13 protein-coding genes are annotated in these 20,128 nt (G+C 42.6%); 10 read left to right on the top strand and 3 right to left on the bottom strand.

From position 1 onward, the window contains the following. Positions 1-50: 50 nt before the first annotated feature. On the bottom strand, positions 51-7,268 hold the full coding sequence (gene sprA / locus U5K72_09160) for a cell surface protein SprA (protein MDZ7718971.1): 7,218 nt from the start codon (positions 7,266-7,268) through the stop codon (positions 51-53). Between the two features lie 384 nt (positions 7,269-7,652). Here sprA and U5K72_09155 point away from each other — a divergent pair, with 384 nt between their 5' ends. Both U5K72_09155 and U5K72_09150 read left to right on the top strand, forming a co-directional pair. Beyond that, on the top strand, positions 7,653-9,074 hold the full coding sequence (locus U5K72_09155; protein MDZ7718970.1) for an LptF/LptG family permease: 1,422 nt from the start codon (positions 7,653-7,655) through the stop codon (positions 9,072-9,074). Further along, positions 9,061-10,140 (top strand): LptF/LptG family permease, encoded by a 1,080-nt coding sequence (locus U5K72_09150; protein ID MDZ7718969.1) that lies wholly within the window; start codon positions 9,061-9,063, stop codon positions 10,138-10,140. The genes U5K72_09155 and U5K72_09150 overlap by 14 nt, the downstream gene beginning before the upstream one ends. A 431-nt stretch (positions 10,141-10,571) precedes the next feature. Here the strand turns inward: U5K72_09150 and U5K72_09145 are convergent, their stop codons facing one another. Together U5K72_09145 and U5K72_09140 are read right to left on the bottom strand one after the other, a co-directional pair. Continuing rightward, positions 10,572-10,889, bottom strand: a complete 318-nt coding sequence (locus tag U5K72_09145; protein ID MDZ7718968.1) for a DUF3467 domain-containing protein — start codon at positions 10,887-10,889, stop codon at positions 10,572-10,574. Positions 10,890-10,919: 30 nt separating this feature from the next. Next, entirely contained in the window at positions 10,920-11,903 is a 984-nt protein-coding gene (locus U5K72_09140) for a pyridoxal-phosphate dependent enzyme (protein ID MDZ7718967.1), read from the bottom strand. Positions 11,904-12,765: 862 nt separating this feature from the next. Here U5K72_09140 and U5K72_09135 point away from each other — a divergent pair. The 8 genes from U5K72_09135 to U5K72_09100 all read left to right on the top strand — a co-directional run bounded on the left by U5K72_09135 (position 12,766) and on the right by U5K72_09100 (position 20,094). Continuing rightward, a complete protein-coding gene (locus U5K72_09135) occupies positions 12,766-13,041 on the top strand; it encodes a DUF4290 domain-containing protein (GenBank protein MDZ7718966.1) in 276 nt (91 codons plus the stop codon). Positions 13,042-13,188: 147 nt separating this feature from the next. Continuing rightward, entirely contained in the window at positions 13,189-14,457 is a 1,269-nt protein-coding gene (locus tag U5K72_09130; protein MDZ7718965.1) for an isochorismate synthase, read from the top strand. Continuing rightward, entirely contained in the window at positions 14,402-14,644 is a 243-nt protein-coding gene (locus U5K72_09125; protein MDZ7718964.1) for a chorismate-binding protein, read from the top strand. Before U5K72_09130 ends, U5K72_09125 begins: the two co-directional genes overlap by 56 nt. Beyond that, positions 14,637-16,337, top strand: a complete 1,701-nt coding sequence (menD, locus tag U5K72_09120; protein ID MDZ7718963.1) for a 2-succinyl-5-enolpyruvyl-6-hydroxy-3-cyclohexene-1-carboxylic-acid synthase — start codon at positions 14,637-14,639, stop codon at positions 16,335-16,337. The genes U5K72_09125 and menD overlap by 8 nt, the downstream gene beginning before the upstream one ends. A 1-nt stretch (position 16,338) precedes the next feature. Next, positions 16,339-17,142, top strand: coding sequence for a 2-succinyl-6-hydroxy-2,4-cyclohexadiene-1-carboxylate synthase (gene menH / locus U5K72_09115; protein ID MDZ7718962.1), 804 nt, complete (start codon positions 16,339-16,341; stop codon positions 17,140-17,142). Positions 17,143-17,703: 561 nt separating this feature from the next. Beyond that, the gene (locus U5K72_09110; protein MDZ7718961.1) at positions 17,704-18,537 is read left to right on the top strand and encodes a 1,4-dihydroxy-2-naphthoyl-CoA synthase; all 834 of its coding nucleotides are present in this window, start codon (positions 17,704-17,706) and stop codon (positions 18,535-18,537) included. Positions 18,538-18,865: 328 nt separating this feature from the next. Continuing rightward, positions 18,866-19,669, top strand: coding sequence for a CsgE family curli-type amyloid fiber assembly protein (locus U5K72_09105; protein ID MDZ7718960.1), 804 nt, complete (start codon positions 18,866-18,868; stop codon positions 19,667-19,669). 2 nt (positions 19,670-19,671) lie between these two features. Further along, positions 19,672-20,094 carry a curli assembly protein CsgF gene (locus tag U5K72_09100; GenBank protein ID MDZ7718959.1) on the top strand — a complete coding sequence of 141 codons (423 nt, stop codon included), beginning with the start codon at positions 19,672-19,674 and terminating at the stop codon, positions 20,092-20,094. Positions 20,095-20,128 lie beyond the last annotated feature (34 nt).

Here is a 20,128-nt window from a genome sequence, read left to right as displayed (position 1 = left end):
CGCCCACATCAAAAAATCGGCAGCCAAAGAGAATTTGGCAGCCGATGCTTTTAAGTAGACCGAATATTTATTCGAATACTAAACCGGATATCATGCGTGGTTCGCTTGAAGGTTCGGGTTGATTTCGGGAGAACCTGGCTGAAGGCATATTCAAAATTTGCCTGAATGGTATTGGAGAAACGATATCCTACAACCATACTGGCATTAATCCTTGATTGACCATTAATAGCACCGGGCGTGAACGAGTAGGCGTTAGGATCACGATCAATCGTACCGGCACTCTCCTGCAGAGCTGCATCCAAATTTGCATCCAGCAGGAATCGCTGCTCCGTATCTTCAATCAGGCTTCCATTGAAGGTCAGATCTACATTACTGGCTGTTCGCCGAATAAAGGGAATTCTGAAATTACGAATAGTATAGGCCAGGGAAACTCTCAAACCCTTGGATATCCGCTCAATAATCTGGGTGTTTGCCAGCGACAAACTTGTGATATTGCTCGTTTCATACCCAAGCTGACTTCTCAGGCCATTATCCCAGGTTATATTCAGTTGAATGAGCGGTGAAAAACGTTTTTCAATATTCACGGAAGCCGGTTCAAATTCGGGTCTTTCATCCTCAACCCTGTAAACACCCACCCGTCGGGTAATTATCTCACCAGGATTGTTATTCAAATTCCAGCCTATTCTGTAAAGTCCTTCATAAGAATGCGTAATCGTTGCCCGCTGCATCACACGACCAATAAACGGAATCCAGTTCTCAATTCCGGTCCAGTTTATTCTCCAGTTCGGAAGCGGAAATGCCGTAAAATTTTTATCTCCAATCGTTTTGTTGCTACCCATATAAGCCGACCGAAAATCCCGCTGAAGATCTACCGGGTTCAGAAGTGTATTATTTCCGCTCTCCGGGTCACTGATTATGTTTTCCGATTCGCTCATTCCATCAAAAGCAGTTTGCAGCTGACTTCGGAATAGCGCCTCATAACCCGGGCCAAACGCCCAAACACTGGATGATATATTACCCGACCCGCTTAATACAGATGAAAATTCATTCTGTGGGTTCAGCGATAAAGACTCCGATTTGCGCCGGTCCCACTGCGTTTGCCAGTTCAGATCTACAGAGACATTCTCAAACGGTGTAAGGCGGGCTGTAAGCGTAATATTATCAGTATACGTATTTGAAGACGGCAGCTGAATTGTAGAAGTTCCGTTTGGATTCGAAATCAGGTCACCTTGCCCAATACTTTCAAAAATTCCCAACCGGTACCCGAATGCAGGGGCGATTGATTCACTTCCAAACATATCGAAAAATTGTGAGGAACCGTTGTAACCACTTTGGGCAGATGCCTTTGAGTTATTGTAGTTAACATCTATAGACTCCAAACTAAACACCGCCAACGCTGCTTTACGGCCGTAGTAAATAAACTGTTCTCCTACACTAAAAGTTGTAGTGTCGGCTTCACTGCTTTCATTTCTTCGGAGATCACTTCCTTCATCATTTGCCTCCACTGCATTTTGATAGAAAGGTAATCGGTTCAGAAGATTTTCTGAGTCGATTCGCAATGTGTTATCAAGCCGAAAATTATTAGATACCCTTGCTCCCAAATCAGACCCAAAAGGTGAATTTTCCCATCGAAATCCACCAGAATAGCGGCTGTTATACGATAACCAGTCCAGGAACTCAACCTGGTTAAATCGGGGCTGCCAGCTTGCCGTATAATTTTCGTTATAGCTATTTCTCCGAGCCGATTTATCACCCGTAATCAAATCACCATAAACCTCCATCGATTGCAGAGGCTTAAAAGCTGTACTGTCAATTCCTGCAAGTTCAGCATCTTCTGTTGCCACCCGTGTCAAATCGTAAACGGTTTGAGACTGAAATGAAGTAGAGATAGACCGGGTAAGATTATATCCAAACCCCGCCAACGTACTGTAATTGAAATTGTGAGTCTGCTGAAGAGGCTGCTCCACCTCATTCGCAAAAACCCGTCTCTTGCGCTCTTCATAAGTGCGCTCGGTACCAATTGAAGCGGTAACATTCGTTGGCATATATCCCAGCCTCAAACCTGATAACACATTCAGCAGCGGCAGTTCCTCAAAGAAGTTAAAAGGCCTCAAAAAATTTACATTTCGTAATGTCAGCGAATAACGGAGTGAACCGTTAAAGTTCCAGTTATCCTGGAACCGGTATTGGGGATTTCGGCTGTCGGTTGTATTGTACACATAATTTAGTGTTGTATTATCCAACAGAAGCCGGCCGAATTCACTCTGCGAGTTGGTTTTTGAAACATTTGAAAAGTTAACGGCATAGCTTTCATTAAATGTTTCAATCTCTCTTTCTTGCTGGTCAATCAACCGATCTTTTTGACTTGCATCAATATCTACCCTGGCATTTACCGCATCCTTAAAATCAGAAAATCGAATATCCCCCTGGTTGGGCAGATACTTGGGGATTGATGACGAGCGCCGGGTCGATAAATTTACAGGAATACTCCACCCGAATCGTTCCGGGATAAAGCTGTCCAGGTTAACCGAAGTGTTCACATCATAAGCAAATTCGTTACTCACTCTCCGTTGGCCAAGTCTTGAATCGAGAGAACCAAACCCCTGTGTCTGCCGGGTGACATTTGCATTTACCGTAGCAAAATCGGCCAACTTAATCGTTGATTTTGCATTGGCTGCCCACCCTTTTTCGTTATCGAACCCAGATACCCGTAATTCATTCAGCCACATTTCGGCATCTAAAACGGGAGTTCCATTCCCGGAGGGATTCGAGGGATCAAATGGATTCCTGATACCCATTCCTATCTCCGTAACACGGCCCAACGAAGGATTTCCTTTAATCGCTACAACCGCTCCGGGTGCAGCATTCTCAAGAATATCAGAGCGTTCATAAACCTCTGAAAATGATCTTCCCTGCTCCTGGTCACGTAACTGCTTCAATTGATTGAAAGCGGTGAGCACAATATTCATACTGTTCTCTTCATACAGCCAAACCTGCTCAGCCTCCTCTGCCAGTTGGGCATTATCACCCGGTTCAAAGGGTTGGTAAGGAAAATTCGGATTTGAGGGTGTAACCGGCTGCCGATACTCGTAGTAGTTATTTTCCAGATCGTTTCCGAAGCGCATCACCAGTTCGGCATCCTCCCTGTTTTCGTAGCCTTCGCCATGGACAAACATTCGCATATTCGAGTAGTTCAGCAGATCAAGCCCGCCGGGATACACACGCCGAATCAATTGAATTGAACCGGGACTTAAGTTATTGACGTCCATGACAATAGACTGTTCATTTTGGAGTGATTGTAACTGCGATGCCCGATTTTCTGCACGAATAGCCCCTTCAGGCTGACGATAAGGAACCGGCCGGCGATTGGAGTTCTCTTCAATGTTCAAAGAACTGATCCTCATCTCTGCGGCAGGGTCGCTTTGTTGATTTATGTCCTCATCCTGCCTCCACTGGCTCCCCACAAATTCAAGCGTTGCAAAACGCATTGTGAACGGTTTTTCATAACCAGACATCCAGATTCGAATATAGGTGATGTTCTGAAAATCATTGATATCCCCGATTTTTCGTTTGAACTCACTCAGAGGGATGCGAACCTGGTACCATCGATCTTGTTGCCGGGAACCGGGCACCCGGTCGGTAATAAATGTACCGGGACTTCCAATCTCCAGGTTAGATTGATCGGCGGGATTCAGTTCAACTTCATATTGAAAATAAGCATTCGTTAATGAAACCGTAGACGGATTTACCAAACCCTCGGTGTCAGGTCTGTTCGTGATGGCTCGTTTGTCATCCTGATCAATCGGGGTATTTCCATCATAGTAACCCAAGAGGCGATGAAAACGCTCATGTAGCGGCAGATCCTGAACGGCTTCCTGGCCATAAAACAGGTAATCATCATTAGACGGATCTGAGACAATTTCGCGGAATTCCGGGCTGTTTGATCCGAACTGCTCCCGCATCTTATCAACAAAATCTCCGAAAATTGTCTGTTCATCGAAATTATTCGCTCCGTCTCTGTTGGGCATCCCGTCCAGCCCCACATCCTCAAGTTCACGATTAGCATTCGAAAACTGACCTTCAGGCGGCGGCGGATTGGCAGGAATGGCCGAGCGTGCATTCGCCGGATTATCCAAAATCAAAGTTTCAGGATTGAGTGCCAAGCCATCCTCAGTATTTAATTTTGTATTGGGTACTACATCTTCGGTCACTAACCCAATATCGATATACATTTTTCCATCATAATCCTCAATGGCAGCCCCTCCCTGCATCTGTCCGTCGGGCAGTACCGGCTGAACCCAAAACTCTAAAAACTCTATATTGTTTTGGGAAAAATCCTCCTGACCGGACGGTATCACCGCTGTCATTCCACCCCATGTTTTTTCGGGCTCATCTTCTAAAAGATTTTTTAGATTTTCATTGTAATTATATGGCCCCCTGTTGGTTGGATTGTAATATACATCCAGTGTATTGATGATCTCTTCCTGTGGATTCTGCGTCTCCCGGCCGGGGAAAACGTCTGTTACTTCAACCGGTTCAGACTCTGCAGTAAACTCAACTCCATCTAAAATTGACGAAATATTTCGGGGTATGGTGTACCAGGCAAACTGAGATCGCAGATCAGACCGCTCCAAACGCGCTTGCGTATTTGCAACAGGCATTCCGGGAAAGTCATCCTCCTCAAAAAAAGGAATATCAGCATCATATCCCGGAACAGCTGCAGGAGCTGTAGCAAGGTTCCAGCGTGTTGCATTCAGCAAGCTTATTTTGATATTAGATCCTTCAAAATCATCAATAAAAGCCAACCCATTCTCTTCATCGTTAAAAAGTTCGTTATTCCGTATAGCCTGACTTACAGCCCGGGTTTCTGCAACACCGGGCCGAAGCTGAGCGAATTCACCACTAAATGCAATTTCCGATGATTCCCGGGTTTGAAGTATCGGCAGATTATCTAAAAAACGAGTTAAAAATGGTGCATCGAATTCGGCATTTGCATCCAATCCGATCACAGCATTATTGATCGGTTCATCTCCCAAACGAATTTTATCATCCAGCGGCCGTTCACTGAACCGAAAATAGGTCCCTCCCATCGTAATGTTATCTGTGAAGCCGTACTCAGCACGAAATCCGGTAAATGTTTTTTGCTCGATCGAGGTAAGCGACTGATTTTCATATTCAATCCTTATATCCTGGCCGGGGGCAGTGTACCGCTCATTCAAAATAGTGATACTTCCAAAAGAGTAATCCACCTGGTAATCTACATTCTCCTGCAGCTGTGTTCCATTGGCATATACCCGAACGCTTCCCTCAACCAGGGCAATTCCAAGATTAAAATTCTCCTGTACACCTCCACGAGAGGTACCACTAAACAGGTAAAAGCTATTTTTTGAACTCTGAGCCGCATTTCTCTGTCGTTCTGTATAAAGCTCGTTATAGGCGAGACGTTCAACATCTTCCTGTGACGCGGGTGAATCCTGTAAAACCTGCTCTATTCGATCACCAAAAGGCTCCAGGTATGGAAAGATAATCTGGCCGTTTTGTGGATCGAGTGTGCCGGTTCCGATATCAATCTGGTTATCCGGTTCAAGTGCACCCTGAGAATCTACACGGTCCAGCCCCAGGTCCTGAAGCAGGGTCGATCCCCTGTTGGGCAGCCTGTTTGAAGCAACGTTATCTTCTGTGTACTGCAACTCCAGTTCAAGAGACTCCCGTGTAATATTACTTACTCCCAGTGAATAGATATTTCGCATCGTCAGCGGAAAGAGCGTGTTATCCGTAGAGACATTTTTGGGTCGAAGCATTTTCAGAAAAATCCGGTCACCACCCCCTGTGTTAATCTCTCCAACCTCCACAATTTCGTTATTAGCCCCCCGGTAGTTAAAAGCAATGGCAAGCACCTCCCTCGATCCCAGCGCCCTGTTCAGCGAAATATACCCGCTGATTTTGTTAATGGTATAGTCGACTCCCTCCTGAAGCGGTGTAAAATATCCCTCTTCAAAATTTCTGGAATCTTCAATGTTCAACTCCGAAGCCGATATTCCTGTTTGAGGATCGCGGTATTGATCAAGCAGTTGTTCTGGAAATGAATCCGTTTGATTGTTTGGAGGGGCATAGGAACCATCCGGCTGTTGATTTACACCTATTTCGGCCAGGGCTACAGCCAGTTTCGCCCCCTCCTCTGCCTGGATATTCTCACGAAGAACCCATACCTCCACATCGGCTATTTGAAGAGTCTGGGAGAGCTGCTGAGGGTTTGCCATACTCGTTTCAAACTCCTGCCGTGTATAAAAATCCAGAAAGAAATGCTGATCGTCACTATAACCGGCAGGTCGAATTTCAATCTGTCGTTCCTGGGAGCCACCGCTGATTGTCTCCACATTACTCTCGCCATCCTGCTGAGAAACGACCGATGTCAAACGCAATGAACCGAGTTCAGCCACCGATTTAATTCCAAACAAAGCACCACTTCCCCGAATCAGGGAGTTTCCTGTGTTCAGTGACACATTACCCATCTCAATACTTTTGATGATCTCATCCTCATATCCCTCGTAAACAATATTGAGTGTATTTTGATAGTCGAGAGTTCTCTCCGTATCCCAGTCGGTTTGGATGGTCAGTTTATCGCCAATGGTTCCCTGGATATTTAACTGCAAATTTTGATCGAATGTAGGATCAACCCGCGTTTGCTGATCAGGCGGAAGCGAGGGATCTTCCGATTTTTGAACCGATGCCCCCACATTCATCTGCGCCACACCGTTCACCCGCAAATTCACTTCCGGAGCTCCAAAGATCGTAGTAAATGCAGACTCCTGTCCACCCGGAATATCAAGACTGAAATCGAGCAATCCACCTCCGGTGCCTTCTCTCTGGCGGTTTTCTCGTATAAGCATCTTCCAATTCTCCTCCTTTGCATAATCTTCGTGAAGATTATAGTACTCTTTTGCTGAGAGGAGAGTAGGAACTCCCGAACGCAGATCTCCAATCCTGGTTTCAGTATAAAACGTACCGTCATCCCGCCGTTCAACATAAACTTGTTCTTTCGGCAACGTTATAAAGTAGATGGCGGGAATAGGCCGCAGGAATGGCCTGGCTGCAAAATTGCCATACTTCGTTGGAAAAGCCTTCCGCAGAGCTTCCGTATCAACACTGTCCTGCAGTGAGTCCGTTGCGGCCGGTTCGTTAATCTCTTGTGCATGCATATTAGCATTACAACAGAAAACGATAGCTGCCACCAACATTATTTGAGAAAAACGACGTAAATCAAACACAGAGTTGATTAATTTTTTCAGGCTTGCAACAATAATTTACAGTATAAATAGTGTCTTTAAGTTTTATTACACAAACACTAAATAGAACTGTAAGAGTCTTAAAATTCAAAACGTCGTAGCGATACTGCGATAGGACTGTTTTTAATGAATGTTTAATCAGAAACCGAAAAGAATAATAAAGTATTCACCCAAATGTTGAAAGTATTATCCTGTCAACTCTGTTTATTATCATTTATTGGAATTGCAGACGTTACTGTTGATGATTATAACGTGATTCAAATTGTTAACCCCTTATTTAAAGATTCTAAAAGCAGATTATCAGAAAAAGTGACGAACACTTAAAAGATTGTACGCTCATCAATTAAGGCCTTATATTCAGCTGATATGTTAAATAACGTTCAACTCGATTTACTAAAGAAACACATTGGGCCGTTTCTGTTCTGTTTTACAACACTGATGTTTGTTCTGTTAATGCAGTTCTTGATACTGCATGTGGATAAACTTGTAGGAAAAGGTCTGCCTATACGAATTATCATTGAGTTGATCTTAAACAACCTTGCCTACATGGTGGTTTTGGCAGCTCCCATGGCCGTACTGGTTTCTACCCTTATTGCATTTGGAAAATTTTCTGAATGGAACGAGCTGACAGCTGTCCGTGCTGCCGGTATTAATCCCATAAAACTGATTACGCCCGTGATTGGAGCAGGATTTCTCCTGTTTCTGTTTATGGGTTATTTTTCAAACTATGTACTGCCGGAATCGAATCACAAAGCCAGATCGTTGTTTATTGATATAAGAACTCAAAAACCGGCCTTCGATCTCAAGCCGTCAACATTTTATAATGATATTGATGGATATACTTTTTTAATAAAAGAGATTAACTCGGAAACCGACTCTCTTTATAATATACAGGTATTCCAGGAGCCCTCTGATTCAAAAAACCGGGCTGTTATTACTGCGGAACGCGGCTGGCTGGAAACACCGAACGATGTTACACTTTCACTTTTCCTCTTGGATGGAACCTCTCTTCGGTTTATTCCCGGCAGTGACGCAACAAGCGGAACCATTGAACGCAGCTCATTTGAAAAATACAGGATGACATTTGATCTCTCGGATCTCTCCTTTTCGCGTTCAAACCCAAAGCAACGAAGCCGAACAGACCGAACCATGAGTGCCGAAGCGATGCTTGCCGTTATCGATTCATTGAATCGGGAAAAAACAAACGAGGTAGAAAAATTTAAAAATAATATTTCCCGAAATGTCAGTCTTCCCTTTCATTTTGAGCCAAACCGTATTTTTGAGTTAAAGGAGGAGACGCTTAAAGACACCCTGCAATTATTTGAATCGCAGTTTGCCGTTGTTAATGAACTGCCAAATCCAACAGCCAAAGTTTCTTCTATCAATCGTGCAATGAGTGTAATGGACCGCTACAGGCCCGAACTCGAAAACCTCGAAACGAACCTCTCCTGGAGAGATACCAGAATTGCAGAGTTTATGATTGAAATACACAAAAAACTCTCCATTCCCTTTGCCTGTGTTATTTTTGTTTTAGTAGGTGCTCCTATCGGAATGCTCACCAAAAGAGGTAATCTTGGATTTGCGGCAATTATCAGCTCTGTTCTGTTGACGATCTATTTCCTTGCCGTTATCCAGGGGGAGAAATTGGCCGACAGGGGGCTTATAAGCCCTTTTATGGGAATGTGGGGAATTAATATTTTCTACTTGTTCATCGGCATCATTCTTACACTTCATGTAAGTTCATCTATTCGAATCACTAAACTATTCCACAGAAATGAAAAAACTTGATCGGTATATTTTTTTCCGCATCCTGATACTGACAGTTTTCATGCTGGCTGTATTGATCTGTATCTTCATTCTAATCGATTTTTCGGAGAACAGTGATGATTTTGCCGACAAGGGAGCCACATTTGCCCAAATTTGGAATCAGTACTATTTCAATTATATCCCGGAAATGATTCGCCTGGTTATACCGGTTGCTGTGTTTACAGCCTGCCTGTTTTTAACCGGCCAAATGACGGAACGCCTTGAAATTACAGCTATCAAAGCATCTGGTATCAGTTTATACCGGCTGGTTTTACCCTATCTTTTTATTGGTGTGTTTCTTGCCGGTATTATCAGTTATCTGGACGCATATATCATCCCGGAGGCAAATTCGGAGCGTATCGAGTTCGAGCAGGAGTTTCTGTCTAAGGGAAGTGAACGGATTGACCGGGGCGGAATATTTCGCCAGGATTCAGACAGCACAATTATCAACATCAACTTTTTTGATCCGAATACAAACGTTGGCTATCGTGTATTTCTAACTGAATTTAACGGCAACAATATTGACCGTATCACACAAGCCAGCCGTATGATGTGGGTTGATTCAACCTCTCACTGGGTTATCGACAGGCCCACTACCCGTATCATGAGAGATAAAAAGGTAGAGGTGAAATCTTCTGAGCGTGAAGTGTTTGATATCAATATTTTACCGAGAGACCTGGCCCGCCGGACTTCTGATATTTATCAACTTACATATCCAAAAGCGTTCCAGTACATTCAATCCATAGAACGTATCGGAGCCGGCGGAATTAGTTTACCTAAAGTTCAACTTTATGGCAGAATAGCTTACCCATTTTCGATTGTGGTAGTTAGCCTCATTGGCTTTGCCCTGGCTGCCGATAAGCGGAAAGGCGGAAAAGGATTCTATATAGCAGCCGGCCTCGGTATCAGCTTTATCTACCTCGTAATGATGAAAGTAATTGAACCATTCGGAGCAGCAGATACTCTCTCACCAATATTTGCTGCAGTCTTTCCTCATGCCTTTTTCCTGATATTAGGAATAATACTGCTTCTGTTTACAAGGAAGTAGTGACGGCAGTTTTTTATACTTCCGAATTTCGGTCCGCGATAGTTAAATGGAGTCACCGGATGAGTGTTTGTGTTAAAAACGCTACCAGATTCATAAAATACGTCTTTATACAACATAAAAGTCTCATGTAATTTCTTCCCTATTACTTTTGGACCGCCAAAAGTAATCAAAAACTCCCGGCTGTGATTGCTTCCGGGGCATGGTTTACACGCACGGGTACACTCTGCGAATGCTCACAAAGCGAGCGCGCAGAGCGATTTCTCCCGTGCTGTGTTGCAAACCATGCAATCCCTCCACCAATCAAGGCCGAAGGACGAGAAATCTAACTTATGATTGAAAGTTGGAACCCTGGTCAAATTTTCTGTCACCTCTTCAATGGTTTTGCCCCGCTTTTGGGCAAAATTAGTTGCTTTCGATGACTGACAATTCTGTTACGCCTCGGGTTTCGGTCCACGATAGTTAAAGGGCATATCGAACTTCTCTTTTGTTGTGATAGGACCGTGTTCCTTCTCGTACTTCTTCAAATTTTCATTCAGTGCATTGGCCAGCCTTTTTGCATGATCGGGCGTTAAAACCAAACGCTTCACTACTTTTGCTTTTTTAACGGCTGGCATCATGGAGATAAAATCAAACACAAACTCCGAGGGAGAATGAGTAATCATCACCAGGTTTGAATAGGTGCCGGTAGCCTCCTCTTCTTTCAGTTCAATCTCTATATTCTTTCCTTTTTTGGGCTTCTTAGGATTCATTGAGTCCATATTGTATAGTTAATTCTAAATTTAATCGAAATAATTGTTCTCACGCATCCACTCGTCATTGTAGATTTTTGATATATAACGTGTTCCGCTGTCGGGTAGAATAATAACCATAAGATCACTGCTTTCCAGATCGGCTCTTTTTGCATATTCCAATGCACCGTGAACCGCTGCACCACATGATCCGCCAACAAACAATCCCTCATTTTTTGCAAGCTCCCTTGTCATCAAAAAAGCCTGTTTATCATTCACCTGGACAACATCATCAATCAGGTCAAAATCTACATTTTGGGGAATAATGTCTTCACCGATACCTTCGGTTTTATAGGGTTTTATTTCCTCCTTACTAAATTCTCCCGTTTCGAAGTAATGTTTGTAAACTGATCCAACGCTGTCAATTCCTATCACTTTGATGTCGGGATTTTGCTCTTTTAAATATTTTGCCGTTCCCGAAATAGTTCCGCCGGTTCCCATTCCGCAGGCATAATGTGTAATCTTTCCTTCTGTTTGCTCCCAAATTTCAGGACCAGTTGTTTCGTAGTGGGCCTGGGTATTGCTCAAATTTTCATACTGGTTGGGATAGTATGAGTTCGGAATCTCTTCACTCAGACGTTTTGCAACGGAGTAGTAACTTTTAGGGTCATCCGGTTCAACATTGGTGGGACAAACTTTAACTTCAGCTCCTAAAGCTCTTAACAGATCTACCTTTTCTTTACTCTGTTTATCTGTAGTGGTAAAAATACAGTTATAGCCCCGAACGGCTGCCACAAGTGCAAGTCCCATCCCGGTATTTCCTGAGGTTCCTTCAATGATGGTCCCCCCGGGTTTGATCAAGCCTTTCTCCTCGGCGTCATCAATCATTTTAATGGCAATCCGGTCCTTTACACTCTGACCGGGATTTAGATATTCAACTTTAGCCGCTACGGTTGCTTTTATGCCGTCTGTAACTTTTCGAAGCTGAACTAAGGGAGTCTTTCCAATAGACTCAAGTATCGAATGCTGTATCATAAAAACTTCTTCTATGGTCTGTTTTATTAAAGCCTAAATATAGTAATTTTTATTCCCGTTTTTAGTGAACTCAGCAGATGGTTTCAGTTCGTTAAAATCCACATTCTCTGAACAGTTTAAACCCATTTACAAATGGAAATGGCAGCCGCTTTAGCAACTCATTGAACATCTTTTTTGAATATTTACTGGCATAGATTGTTTTATTGAATCTATAGCACCTTCGATGCATTCTTCGCTATAAGATCCGAAGACAAAAGTATTACCATCTGCTGTAACTAACGGTACTTAAGAGCAGATGGTGAACTCATCCAAAGGCTAAAAGGATACCAAATCAAACAGATATAAATGAGAGTGCATTGATACCACCATCGTATCGGTTGATTGAGGATAGTGCTGATTTAATTTTCAACATCTGAAAATAAAAAACTCCCTCATTTTAGGTAGTAGTACATAGCTGTCCAAGACATTTAAAAAATGAGAAGAAATCTGTCTTTTTTATCTCTGAGAGAAGGTATTTATAAGATAACAAAACCAAACCCCTGAATTGAGGTTTTCTAACACCTAATCATATTGATCAGCATTGTATCTGTTTGGCGATCTGTAGATAAAAATCGAACCACTGGTAAAACTGGTATGTCCCCCTCACCCCTTCGCCCCTCTCCCGCGGGAGAGGGGTTGGGGAGAGGGCGAAACGATGAATGGTCTTTGAACCGAGCGTCTTTTCGCACTAAATAAGTACTGCGCATTCGCTGATCAGAGAGAAACGTTTTGGACAGATGTGGTAGTACTATTAATTTTAATTATACAATTTCTACTCATTCTGCTTATCTTCATTAGCACTTATCTTAAGAAATAACCTTTCATGTTTTTAGAACAACACAAACCAAAAGATTACGATTGCGGGTACAACCTGGACCTGATGATTGCCGCTATACCCCGAATTGATGATTTTGACGAACGCCTGAAATACGCCAAACGAGTTGTCGGGCTGATTAAACAGAGCCATCCGAATTGGGTTGAAGACAACGGACAAAGTAAACTGGCGTGGGATTACTTTTTTGAACTCGCCGAATTTGATCCCAATGAATACGGCATCCAAAACCCGTTCAATAACGGTACCGTTGACGATGCTGAATAAGCATGCTCAAGGCATTTTTTAGCTTTTTCCTTACATTTATTGAACTGACTCTACTGTTTGTCTGCCAATTCATTGTAGTTAATAGATTTTTGGAATGATCTGTTTTCAATTTATATTGAAAGTACTGAAACAAAGAGTTGAATTTTTATGGATCGCAAGAATTCAGATTTTGTAACTCCTACTACATTTATAGAGTCGCTCGAATCACCGGCATTTACTGATTTTCTCAGAAAAATTAATGAGAAAAAGGCTCCCCTGCTATCCATCACTCTCCCAATTGCGGGAATTGATCCGCTGGCAGCACTTGAACTGAACCCCAATTACGATGAGAAGTTTTATTGGGCTCATCCGGAAAATTCGATATCCATCTCCGCAGCCGGAATGGTTCGGGAACTCAAAGCAACGGGAAAAAACAGGTTTGAGGAGATCACAAATCAAACCATCCGGGTAAAAGATCAAATTCAAGCCTATACCGCCATCCAACACTCTATGGCTGGTCCGCTTTTCTTAGGAGGATATTCCTTTACCGATCATAATGTGGGGCAAATTTGGAAAAGATTTGGAGCTGCCCGGTTTGTACTCCCCGAATGGATGTTGATAGAGGTTGGGCATTTACACCTGTTAACGCTGGCAATTGAAAAAAGGGAACGAGCAGCAGATGAGATCTACCAGGAAATTATCTCGAAAATCACGGATTTTTTAAATCTTGCAGGAAAGTTGCAGCACACCGATCAAGAAGAGAAAACTCAATCGAATATTCTGTGTACTCTTCAAGCCCCGGAAGATCGCGAACGATGGTTTTCTAAAGTTGAAAATGCTAAAAAACTCATTGGCCAAGAGAAATTTGAAAAAATTGTGTTGGCACGTTCTGTTTCTTTTGAATCGAAACGGGAACTCGTTCCAACTGTAATTGCACATAAACTGCGTGAGAAATATCCCGCATGTTACAATTTTATGATCCAACGAGATCCCCGCACGTCATTTATCGGAGCATCGCCCGAACGTCTTGCATCTTTCAATAATGGAACATTCTTAACCGAGGGCCTGGCTGGAAGTATCTCGCGGGGACAAAGTGCCATAGAAGATGCTTCCCTGGCTCATACGCTTCTCAACAGTCCCAAAGACCGCGAAGAACACAAGTTTGTTGTCCAGGCGATTGATGACAATCTTAAGCCCTACAGTGATTCTGTTGAACACCCTGAACGGCCGCAGATCAAAAAACTGCAAAATGTTCAACATCTCTTCACCCCCATCCGGGCGTCTATAAAAGAGGGAGTTGAAATACATGAGTTGGTTCAGCAACTGCATCCAACTCCTGCTGTTGGAGGATATCCGCGAGACGAATCTGTACCCTACATTCATGAAATTGAACAGATCGACCGGGGATGGTATTCTGCACCTGTTGGGATGGTTTAACTTAAAAGGTTCGGGCGAATTTGCTGTCGCCATCCGAAGTGCCCTATTACACGACAACAAAGCCGAACTTTTTGCAGGGTGTGGAATTGTATCCGATTCTGATCCTGAAAAGGAATGGAATGAAACGTTGCTAAAGTTCGTGCCATTGATGGATGCGCTGAATCAGCTTGAGTTGGATTATGAGTGATTCCCTGGCCTGGTCAACTACACTGCTCAACTCTCTGTATAAGAATGGCGTAAGACATGCTATAATCTCCCCCGGATCACGATCTACACCGCTTACGCTTGCCGCCGCGATTCATCCCGGAATTCAGAAACAGGTTGTATTGGATGAACGATCGGCTGCCTTTATTGCACTTGGAATTGGGAAGTCTACGGGAATGCCTGCTGTTTTGATCTGTACTTCCGGAACTGCCGTTGCCAATTATATGCCCGCTGTGGTTGAAGCTAAAGAATCCGGCGTACCGATGATTCTGTTAACCGCGGATCGTCCACCCAACCTTCGAAACCTGGGCAGTTCCCAAACCGTCGATCAGATAAAGATTTTCGGAGATCAAACCGTCTTTTTTCATGAAGCGGGTGAGCCTGTTAATAAGGAAGAAGATTTAAAAAGAATTGAGTACCTGGGCAAACAAGCCATCGAATGTTCGAAAGATTCAGGTGGAGCCGCACAGATTAATCTTCCATTCCGAAAGCCTTTAGAGCCAACAGCAGAGGCGCTTCAGGAAGAAAAAGAGAAACTTAAAGCGAGTACATTTTCCGAGGATTTTACCCCTTCTCCTGATCAATCTGAAATTACATTAAGTAAAGAGGTTATCGAGTTGATCTCTTCTTCAAAGCATCCGCTTTTAATTGCAGGTCCGGCCGATCCGCAGCATGCTTTAAACCGGCAGATTGATCTGTTTGCCGATCATTTGAATGCCCCTGTTCTTGCGGAACCCGGAAGTCAGCTTTCAGATACAACAAATCAAATTGCCCGGTTCGATCAGTTTATTCGAAATCCGGATATGCGTCAGAGGCTTCAACCCGATCTGATCATTCGGTTTGGCGATCAACCTTATTCAAGTTCATTGCTGTGGGCGTTGGAAGCCTGGCAAGAAATCCCGGTCATTCATTTTACGGCCAGAAGAACTACCCAGGATCATGCCATGAGTGTGAGCCATAAAATTATTTGCCGAAAACAGGATTCAATCGATCATAAAATAATTCAATCAAACAGTTCAGAAAATTGGGTTGAAGAATGGCTTTCACTCAACAAAAAAGCATCCGAAGGACTGGCTCAAAAGATAAACGCGTCTCATGAATTGACAGATGGCAGTGTGTTCAACTATTTTTCAAATCAACTTTCTGAAAACTGGAATGTGATGCTGTCCAACTCTCTGCCGGCCAGGGATATGCTTACATTTGGAAAATCCAGGAAAAATCAGTTTGTGAACCGTGGAGCTGCCGGAATAGATGGAGTTTTATCCACGGCACTCGGCATTCATTTTTCATCTGACAGGCCCACCTGCTGTTTTATTGGAGATTTAGCATTTCTGCATGACAGCAATGCTCTCTATACACTTCAGCAAGATAGCGACCGGCCATTTGTTGCAATTATTATAAATAACCAGGGAGGAAATATCTTCCAGATGCTGCCCATTCACAGGAAAGAAGATCGTGCTATTCCTGAAGAGATCTATCAAACCTATTTTCAAACTCCTCAGAAAACAGATATTTCTCATCTTGCAAAAGCATCAGGCATTCGTTATCAAAAAATTGAATCCCTCAACTCTTTAAAGAAGATCGATCTGAATGCTGTAACCGGAACTTTGATCATTGAATGCGTAACAGATTCCAAAGCCAGTATGGATCTTCGCATAGACTTATTGAAAAGCTGATATGCTTCTGTATTCAGATTCATTTTACTATCACTGCACCGTTCATCAGTCTGAGCCAGAACTCCCCTATTTGTTGATGTTGCATGGGTTTATGGGCAGTGAAAAGGTATTTGAGCATTTTATTAGGGAATTGAATTCGTTTTGTAATCCAATCACGATTGATCTTGCCGGACATGGAGAAACAGAATCTCCAGCAGATTCAACATTTTATTCAGCTGAGAGACAAGTTCAACAACTTCATTCCATCATCCGGCGATTACAGGTTGATAATTTATATCTGTATGGCTACAGCATGGGTGGCCGCCTGGCTTTTCAGATGATTGCATCGCATCCTGACCTGTTTTCCGGGGTGATGATTGAAAGTTCACACTGTGGAATTGCATCAGAAAAAGCGAGGATTAACCGACAAAAACTGGATGAAAAACGAGCTCAACGGATCGAACAAAACTATGATGATTTCATTGAAAACTGGATGGATTTACCCCTTTTCAAACATACGCCGAATCCAATGAAATCAGTGTACAAAAAAATCATGGAGGCCCAGAACCCTAAAACTTTGAGTGCTTCCCTTCGCGGGTTTGGCGCCGGTATAATGCCGCCTGTTTGTGATAAACTAAACGAGACAGATCTTCCCATCACTCTAATTGCCGGTGAGCACGATGAAAAATATGTTGAAAGAATGAGCGAAATCCACCAACAAACGGATCGCTCAAGATTGAAAATTATCAAAAATGCCGGTCATCGAGTTCATGCAGATCAGCCTGAAGAACTTACTCTAATCTTAAAAAATTCATTAAAAGTTTGATAAGATATTTCTGATTCGACATTCTTCTGCTTTATTTTAAATGAAAATTAAGAATAAAACTTACTATTTCCGTCTGCTTTAGCTGACGGAAAGAAAACACAAAAAAATGCGTTTACCAGTTGGATTAAAAATATCGAAACAGTCCCCCTTCGAAGGGGGAAAGCGAACGGAGTGAGTAGGGGGATGACCAGATAAGTATTGATTTCACTCAAATTTTTAGTATTTGGCTCAAATCATGTAATTATCATCCCCCATTGCCCCCTTCAAAAGGGGGACACTCTCCAAAACAACCTCAACCGGTAAACGCGTTATTATAAATAAGTAATCATTTATCAGTTGCTTAAAACCAAGTACATGTTTAGCGGTTTAAGTCAAACAACCTGACAGAGCACCGTGCTTTTCGGTTCCTGTCAGAGTTGTGGGATAAGGTATTCCCCTCGAAAACCGATCCACGCGACTCTGGCAGGAGCTATCGCACTCTGCCAGGACGCTAAACAGATACAAAAACCAACTGCAATAGATAAAAACATTCAATCGACCCAATCCTTAAATCAGTAAAAAATGAGTACCTGGAAAACCGTTAAAGAATTTGAAGATATCACCTACAAAAAAAGAGAAGGTGTAGCGCGTATTGCCTTTAATCGCCCCGAAGTTCGCAATGCTTTCCGTCCCAAAACCCTTTTTGAACTTGAGGAATCTTTGATTGATGCCCGTGAAGATACCTCCATCGGCGTGATTTTACTCTCCGGTGAAGGACCGGCCGAGGATGGTGTTTACTCTTTCTGTTCAGGTGGCGATCAAAAAGTTCGCGGAGCCCGGGGATATGAAGGCGGCGATGGTGTACAGCGCCTCAACGTCTTAGACATTCAGCGAATGATCCGTTTTATGAGCAAAGTAGTGATCTGTGTGGTTCCCGGTTGGGCCGTTGGCGGCGGACACAGTCTTCATGTCACCTGCGATCTCACATTAGCCAGCAAAGAACACGCAATTTTCAAACAAACCGATGCCGATGTTGCAAGCTTTGACGGTGGCTTTGGTTCTGCTCTTCTTGCCCGGCAAGTGGGACAAAAACGCGCCCGTGAAATCTTCTTTCTCGGCCGAAATTACTCCGCCCAGGAAGCTTTTGAGATGGGAATGGTCAATGAAGTAGTTCCACACGAAGAACTCGAAGAAACGGCATTTGAGTGGGGACAGGAAATTCTCGGCAAAAGCCCTACCGCTATTCGGATGATTAAGTTCGCCTTCAATTTAGTGGACGACGGAATTGTGGGACAGCAAGTATTCTCCGGTGAAGCCACCCGGCTTGCCTATATGACCGAAGAAGCCAAAGAGGGTCGTGATGCATTTTTGGAAAAGAGGAAGCCGGACTGGAGTAAGTTTCCGTGGGTGGAGTAAATGTATCTTTATTCATATTCCAACTTTCTGAATTGAATAGCTGTCAAGTTTCTCCATATTTTTTGAATCGTATATCTCCAAAGATTTAGGATAGATTATATCTTTTTCCATCTTTAGAACAGCTTTTCAAATCATTAAAAAAGTCTAATTCAGCATCTCATCTTGGTGAAATGATTTTATAATAGATAAGTCATTAATCTTTAAACACTTGTTCGGTAAAAAGTGTAGGTGAAATCACCTACTTAATGTCTTTGACTTAATTATAATAATATTGAATTTACAATAGAGGAAAAGGGTAAATACATTCAAAGGGGTAAAATATCTAACCATGTACTTAAGCTTAAAAGTCATATTATTTGGGCTGTTGTTTGTTGGAAGCATTCTTTTCTATTCTAATGCTGCGGCACAAACCGACCAGGCTGCTTGTCAAAATTATCAAGAATATGTAGCTGACAAGGGCGAAACTTTAGAAAGCATTTCAGGCTATTTTGGCAGTTCTCGTTTTATAGATCTCATTAAATCCTCAAACCTTGAAATATTTTCAGAAAATACTTCCCTTGATAAAGAAGTTGTTCTGAAAATTCCTCATAAAGTTTATTTCTATAATGAATCGGGGTGGTCTGTTTCTGAAGTTCTGAATAATCCATTTTGTGAAAAAATAGAGAATATTTCTTCATTTAATGACTCGCTTGAAGTAGTCTCGCAGGAAGAGAGTAGCGATACAAGTTCAGAGAACAAACTTGAAAAATTCAGAACCGCTTTTGAATCACTAATCAACGAAAAACGCACTGAACAGCAAGAAGAAATTCAGGCAAAAGCTGAGCAACAAATATTTATCGAGTTAGATGGATTAGTAACCGACGAGACCCGATCAAAAATAGGTCGTGATTTCTATGATATTTTTTATCAAAAATGGGAAGCGCCTCCAAATTCAAGCAATTTTACTATTGTTATATCGGAACAACCCACACCTTCACTTGGGTCACTGGTTTCTGTGTCAGTGAATGATGAACAAGTATTTCGTTACAGACTTCAACCTCGGTATGAGATAATTGAGCAAGTTGCTAACTATGCTGTTCAATACACCTACAATTATATGCAAGAAAATAAGCATCAGTACAAAATTTATTAATCATGAAAGCATCTCAATTTTTACTTTTTCTGATTTCATTTTTGTTTCTTTTGGCTGCTTCGACTTCTGCCCAGGATTTAGTTTATGAACCCAAGAATCCCGCATTTGGTGGTCACCCGGGCAACTATTCATGGTTAAAAAGTTCTGCTGATACACAAAATTTGTTCGAGGAGGATTTTTCTTCTAACAGATTCCAAAGAGATCCCCTTGAGGATTTTAAAAACTCACTACAACGGCAAGTTTTATCACAATTAACCCGCGATTTAGTGCTCAGGCAATTCGGGGAGGGAGAAGAGATCCAGGAATCCAGGTTTGAGTTTGGAGAATTTGTGATCGAGGTCATTCCCGGACTTGATGGAATTCAATTACGAATATTCAATATCCTTACCGGAGATGAAACCAGCATAACAATCCCGAATTTTTAGATTAATGCAAAAAATCTCTCACATATTAATATTT

The sequence above is a fragment of the Balneolaceae bacterium genome, assembly GCA_034521495.1.
Classification (GTDB): domain Bacteria; phylum Bacteroidota; class Rhodothermia; order Balneolales; family Balneolaceae; genus Rhodohalobacter.
The sequence above is the reverse complement of the archived record's forward strand: the minus strand, read 5'-3'. Positions and strand labels throughout refer to the sequence as shown.

What these genes read in the sequence shown, in the direction of transcription:
- U5K72_09135 (MDZ7718966.1), top strand. Translation starts at nt 12,766, where the DNA reads ATGTTTTTAGAACAACACAAACCAAAAGATTACGATTGCGGGTACAAC.
- U5K72_09105 (MDZ7718960.1), top strand. Translation starts at nt 18,866, where the DNA reads ATGTACTTAAGCTTAAAAGTCATATTATTTGGGCTGTTGTTTGTTGGA.
- U5K72_09130 (MDZ7718965.1), top strand. Translation starts at nt 13,189, where the DNA reads ATGGATCGCAAGAATTCAGATTTTGTAACTCCTACTACATTTATAGAG.
- menD (MDZ7718963.1), top strand. Translation starts at nt 14,637, where the DNA reads ATGAGTGATTCCCTGGCCTGGTCAACTACACTGCTCAACTCTCTGTAT.
- menH (MDZ7718962.1), top strand. Translation starts at nt 16,339, where the DNA reads ATGCTTCTGTATTCAGATTCATTTTACTATCACTGCACCGTTCATCAG.
- U5K72_09140 (MDZ7718967.1), bottom strand. Translation starts at nt 11,903, where the DNA reads ATGATACAGCATTCGATACTTGAGTCTATTGGAAAGACTCCCTTAGTT.
- U5K72_09145 (MDZ7718968.1), bottom strand. Translation starts at nt 10,889, where the DNA reads ATGAATCCTAAGAAGCCCAAAAAAGGAAAGAATATAGAGATTGAACTG.
- U5K72_09110 (MDZ7718961.1), top strand. Translation starts at nt 17,704, where the DNA reads ATGAGTACCTGGAAAACCGTTAAAGAATTTGAAGATATCACCTACAAA.
- U5K72_09100 (MDZ7718959.1), top strand. Translation starts at nt 19,672, where the DNA reads ATGAAAGCATCTCAATTTTTACTTTTTCTGATTTCATTTTTGTTTCTT.
- U5K72_09150 (MDZ7718969.1), top strand. Translation starts at nt 9,061, where the DNA reads ATGAAAAAACTTGATCGGTATATTTTTTTCCGCATCCTGATACTGACA.
- U5K72_09125 (MDZ7718964.1), top strand. Translation starts at nt 14,402, where the DNA reads ATGAAATTGAACAGATCGACCGGGGATGGTATTCTGCACCTGTTGGGA.
- U5K72_09155 (MDZ7718970.1), top strand. Translation starts at nt 7,653, where the DNA reads ATGTTAAATAACGTTCAACTCGATTTACTAAAGAAACACATTGGGCCG.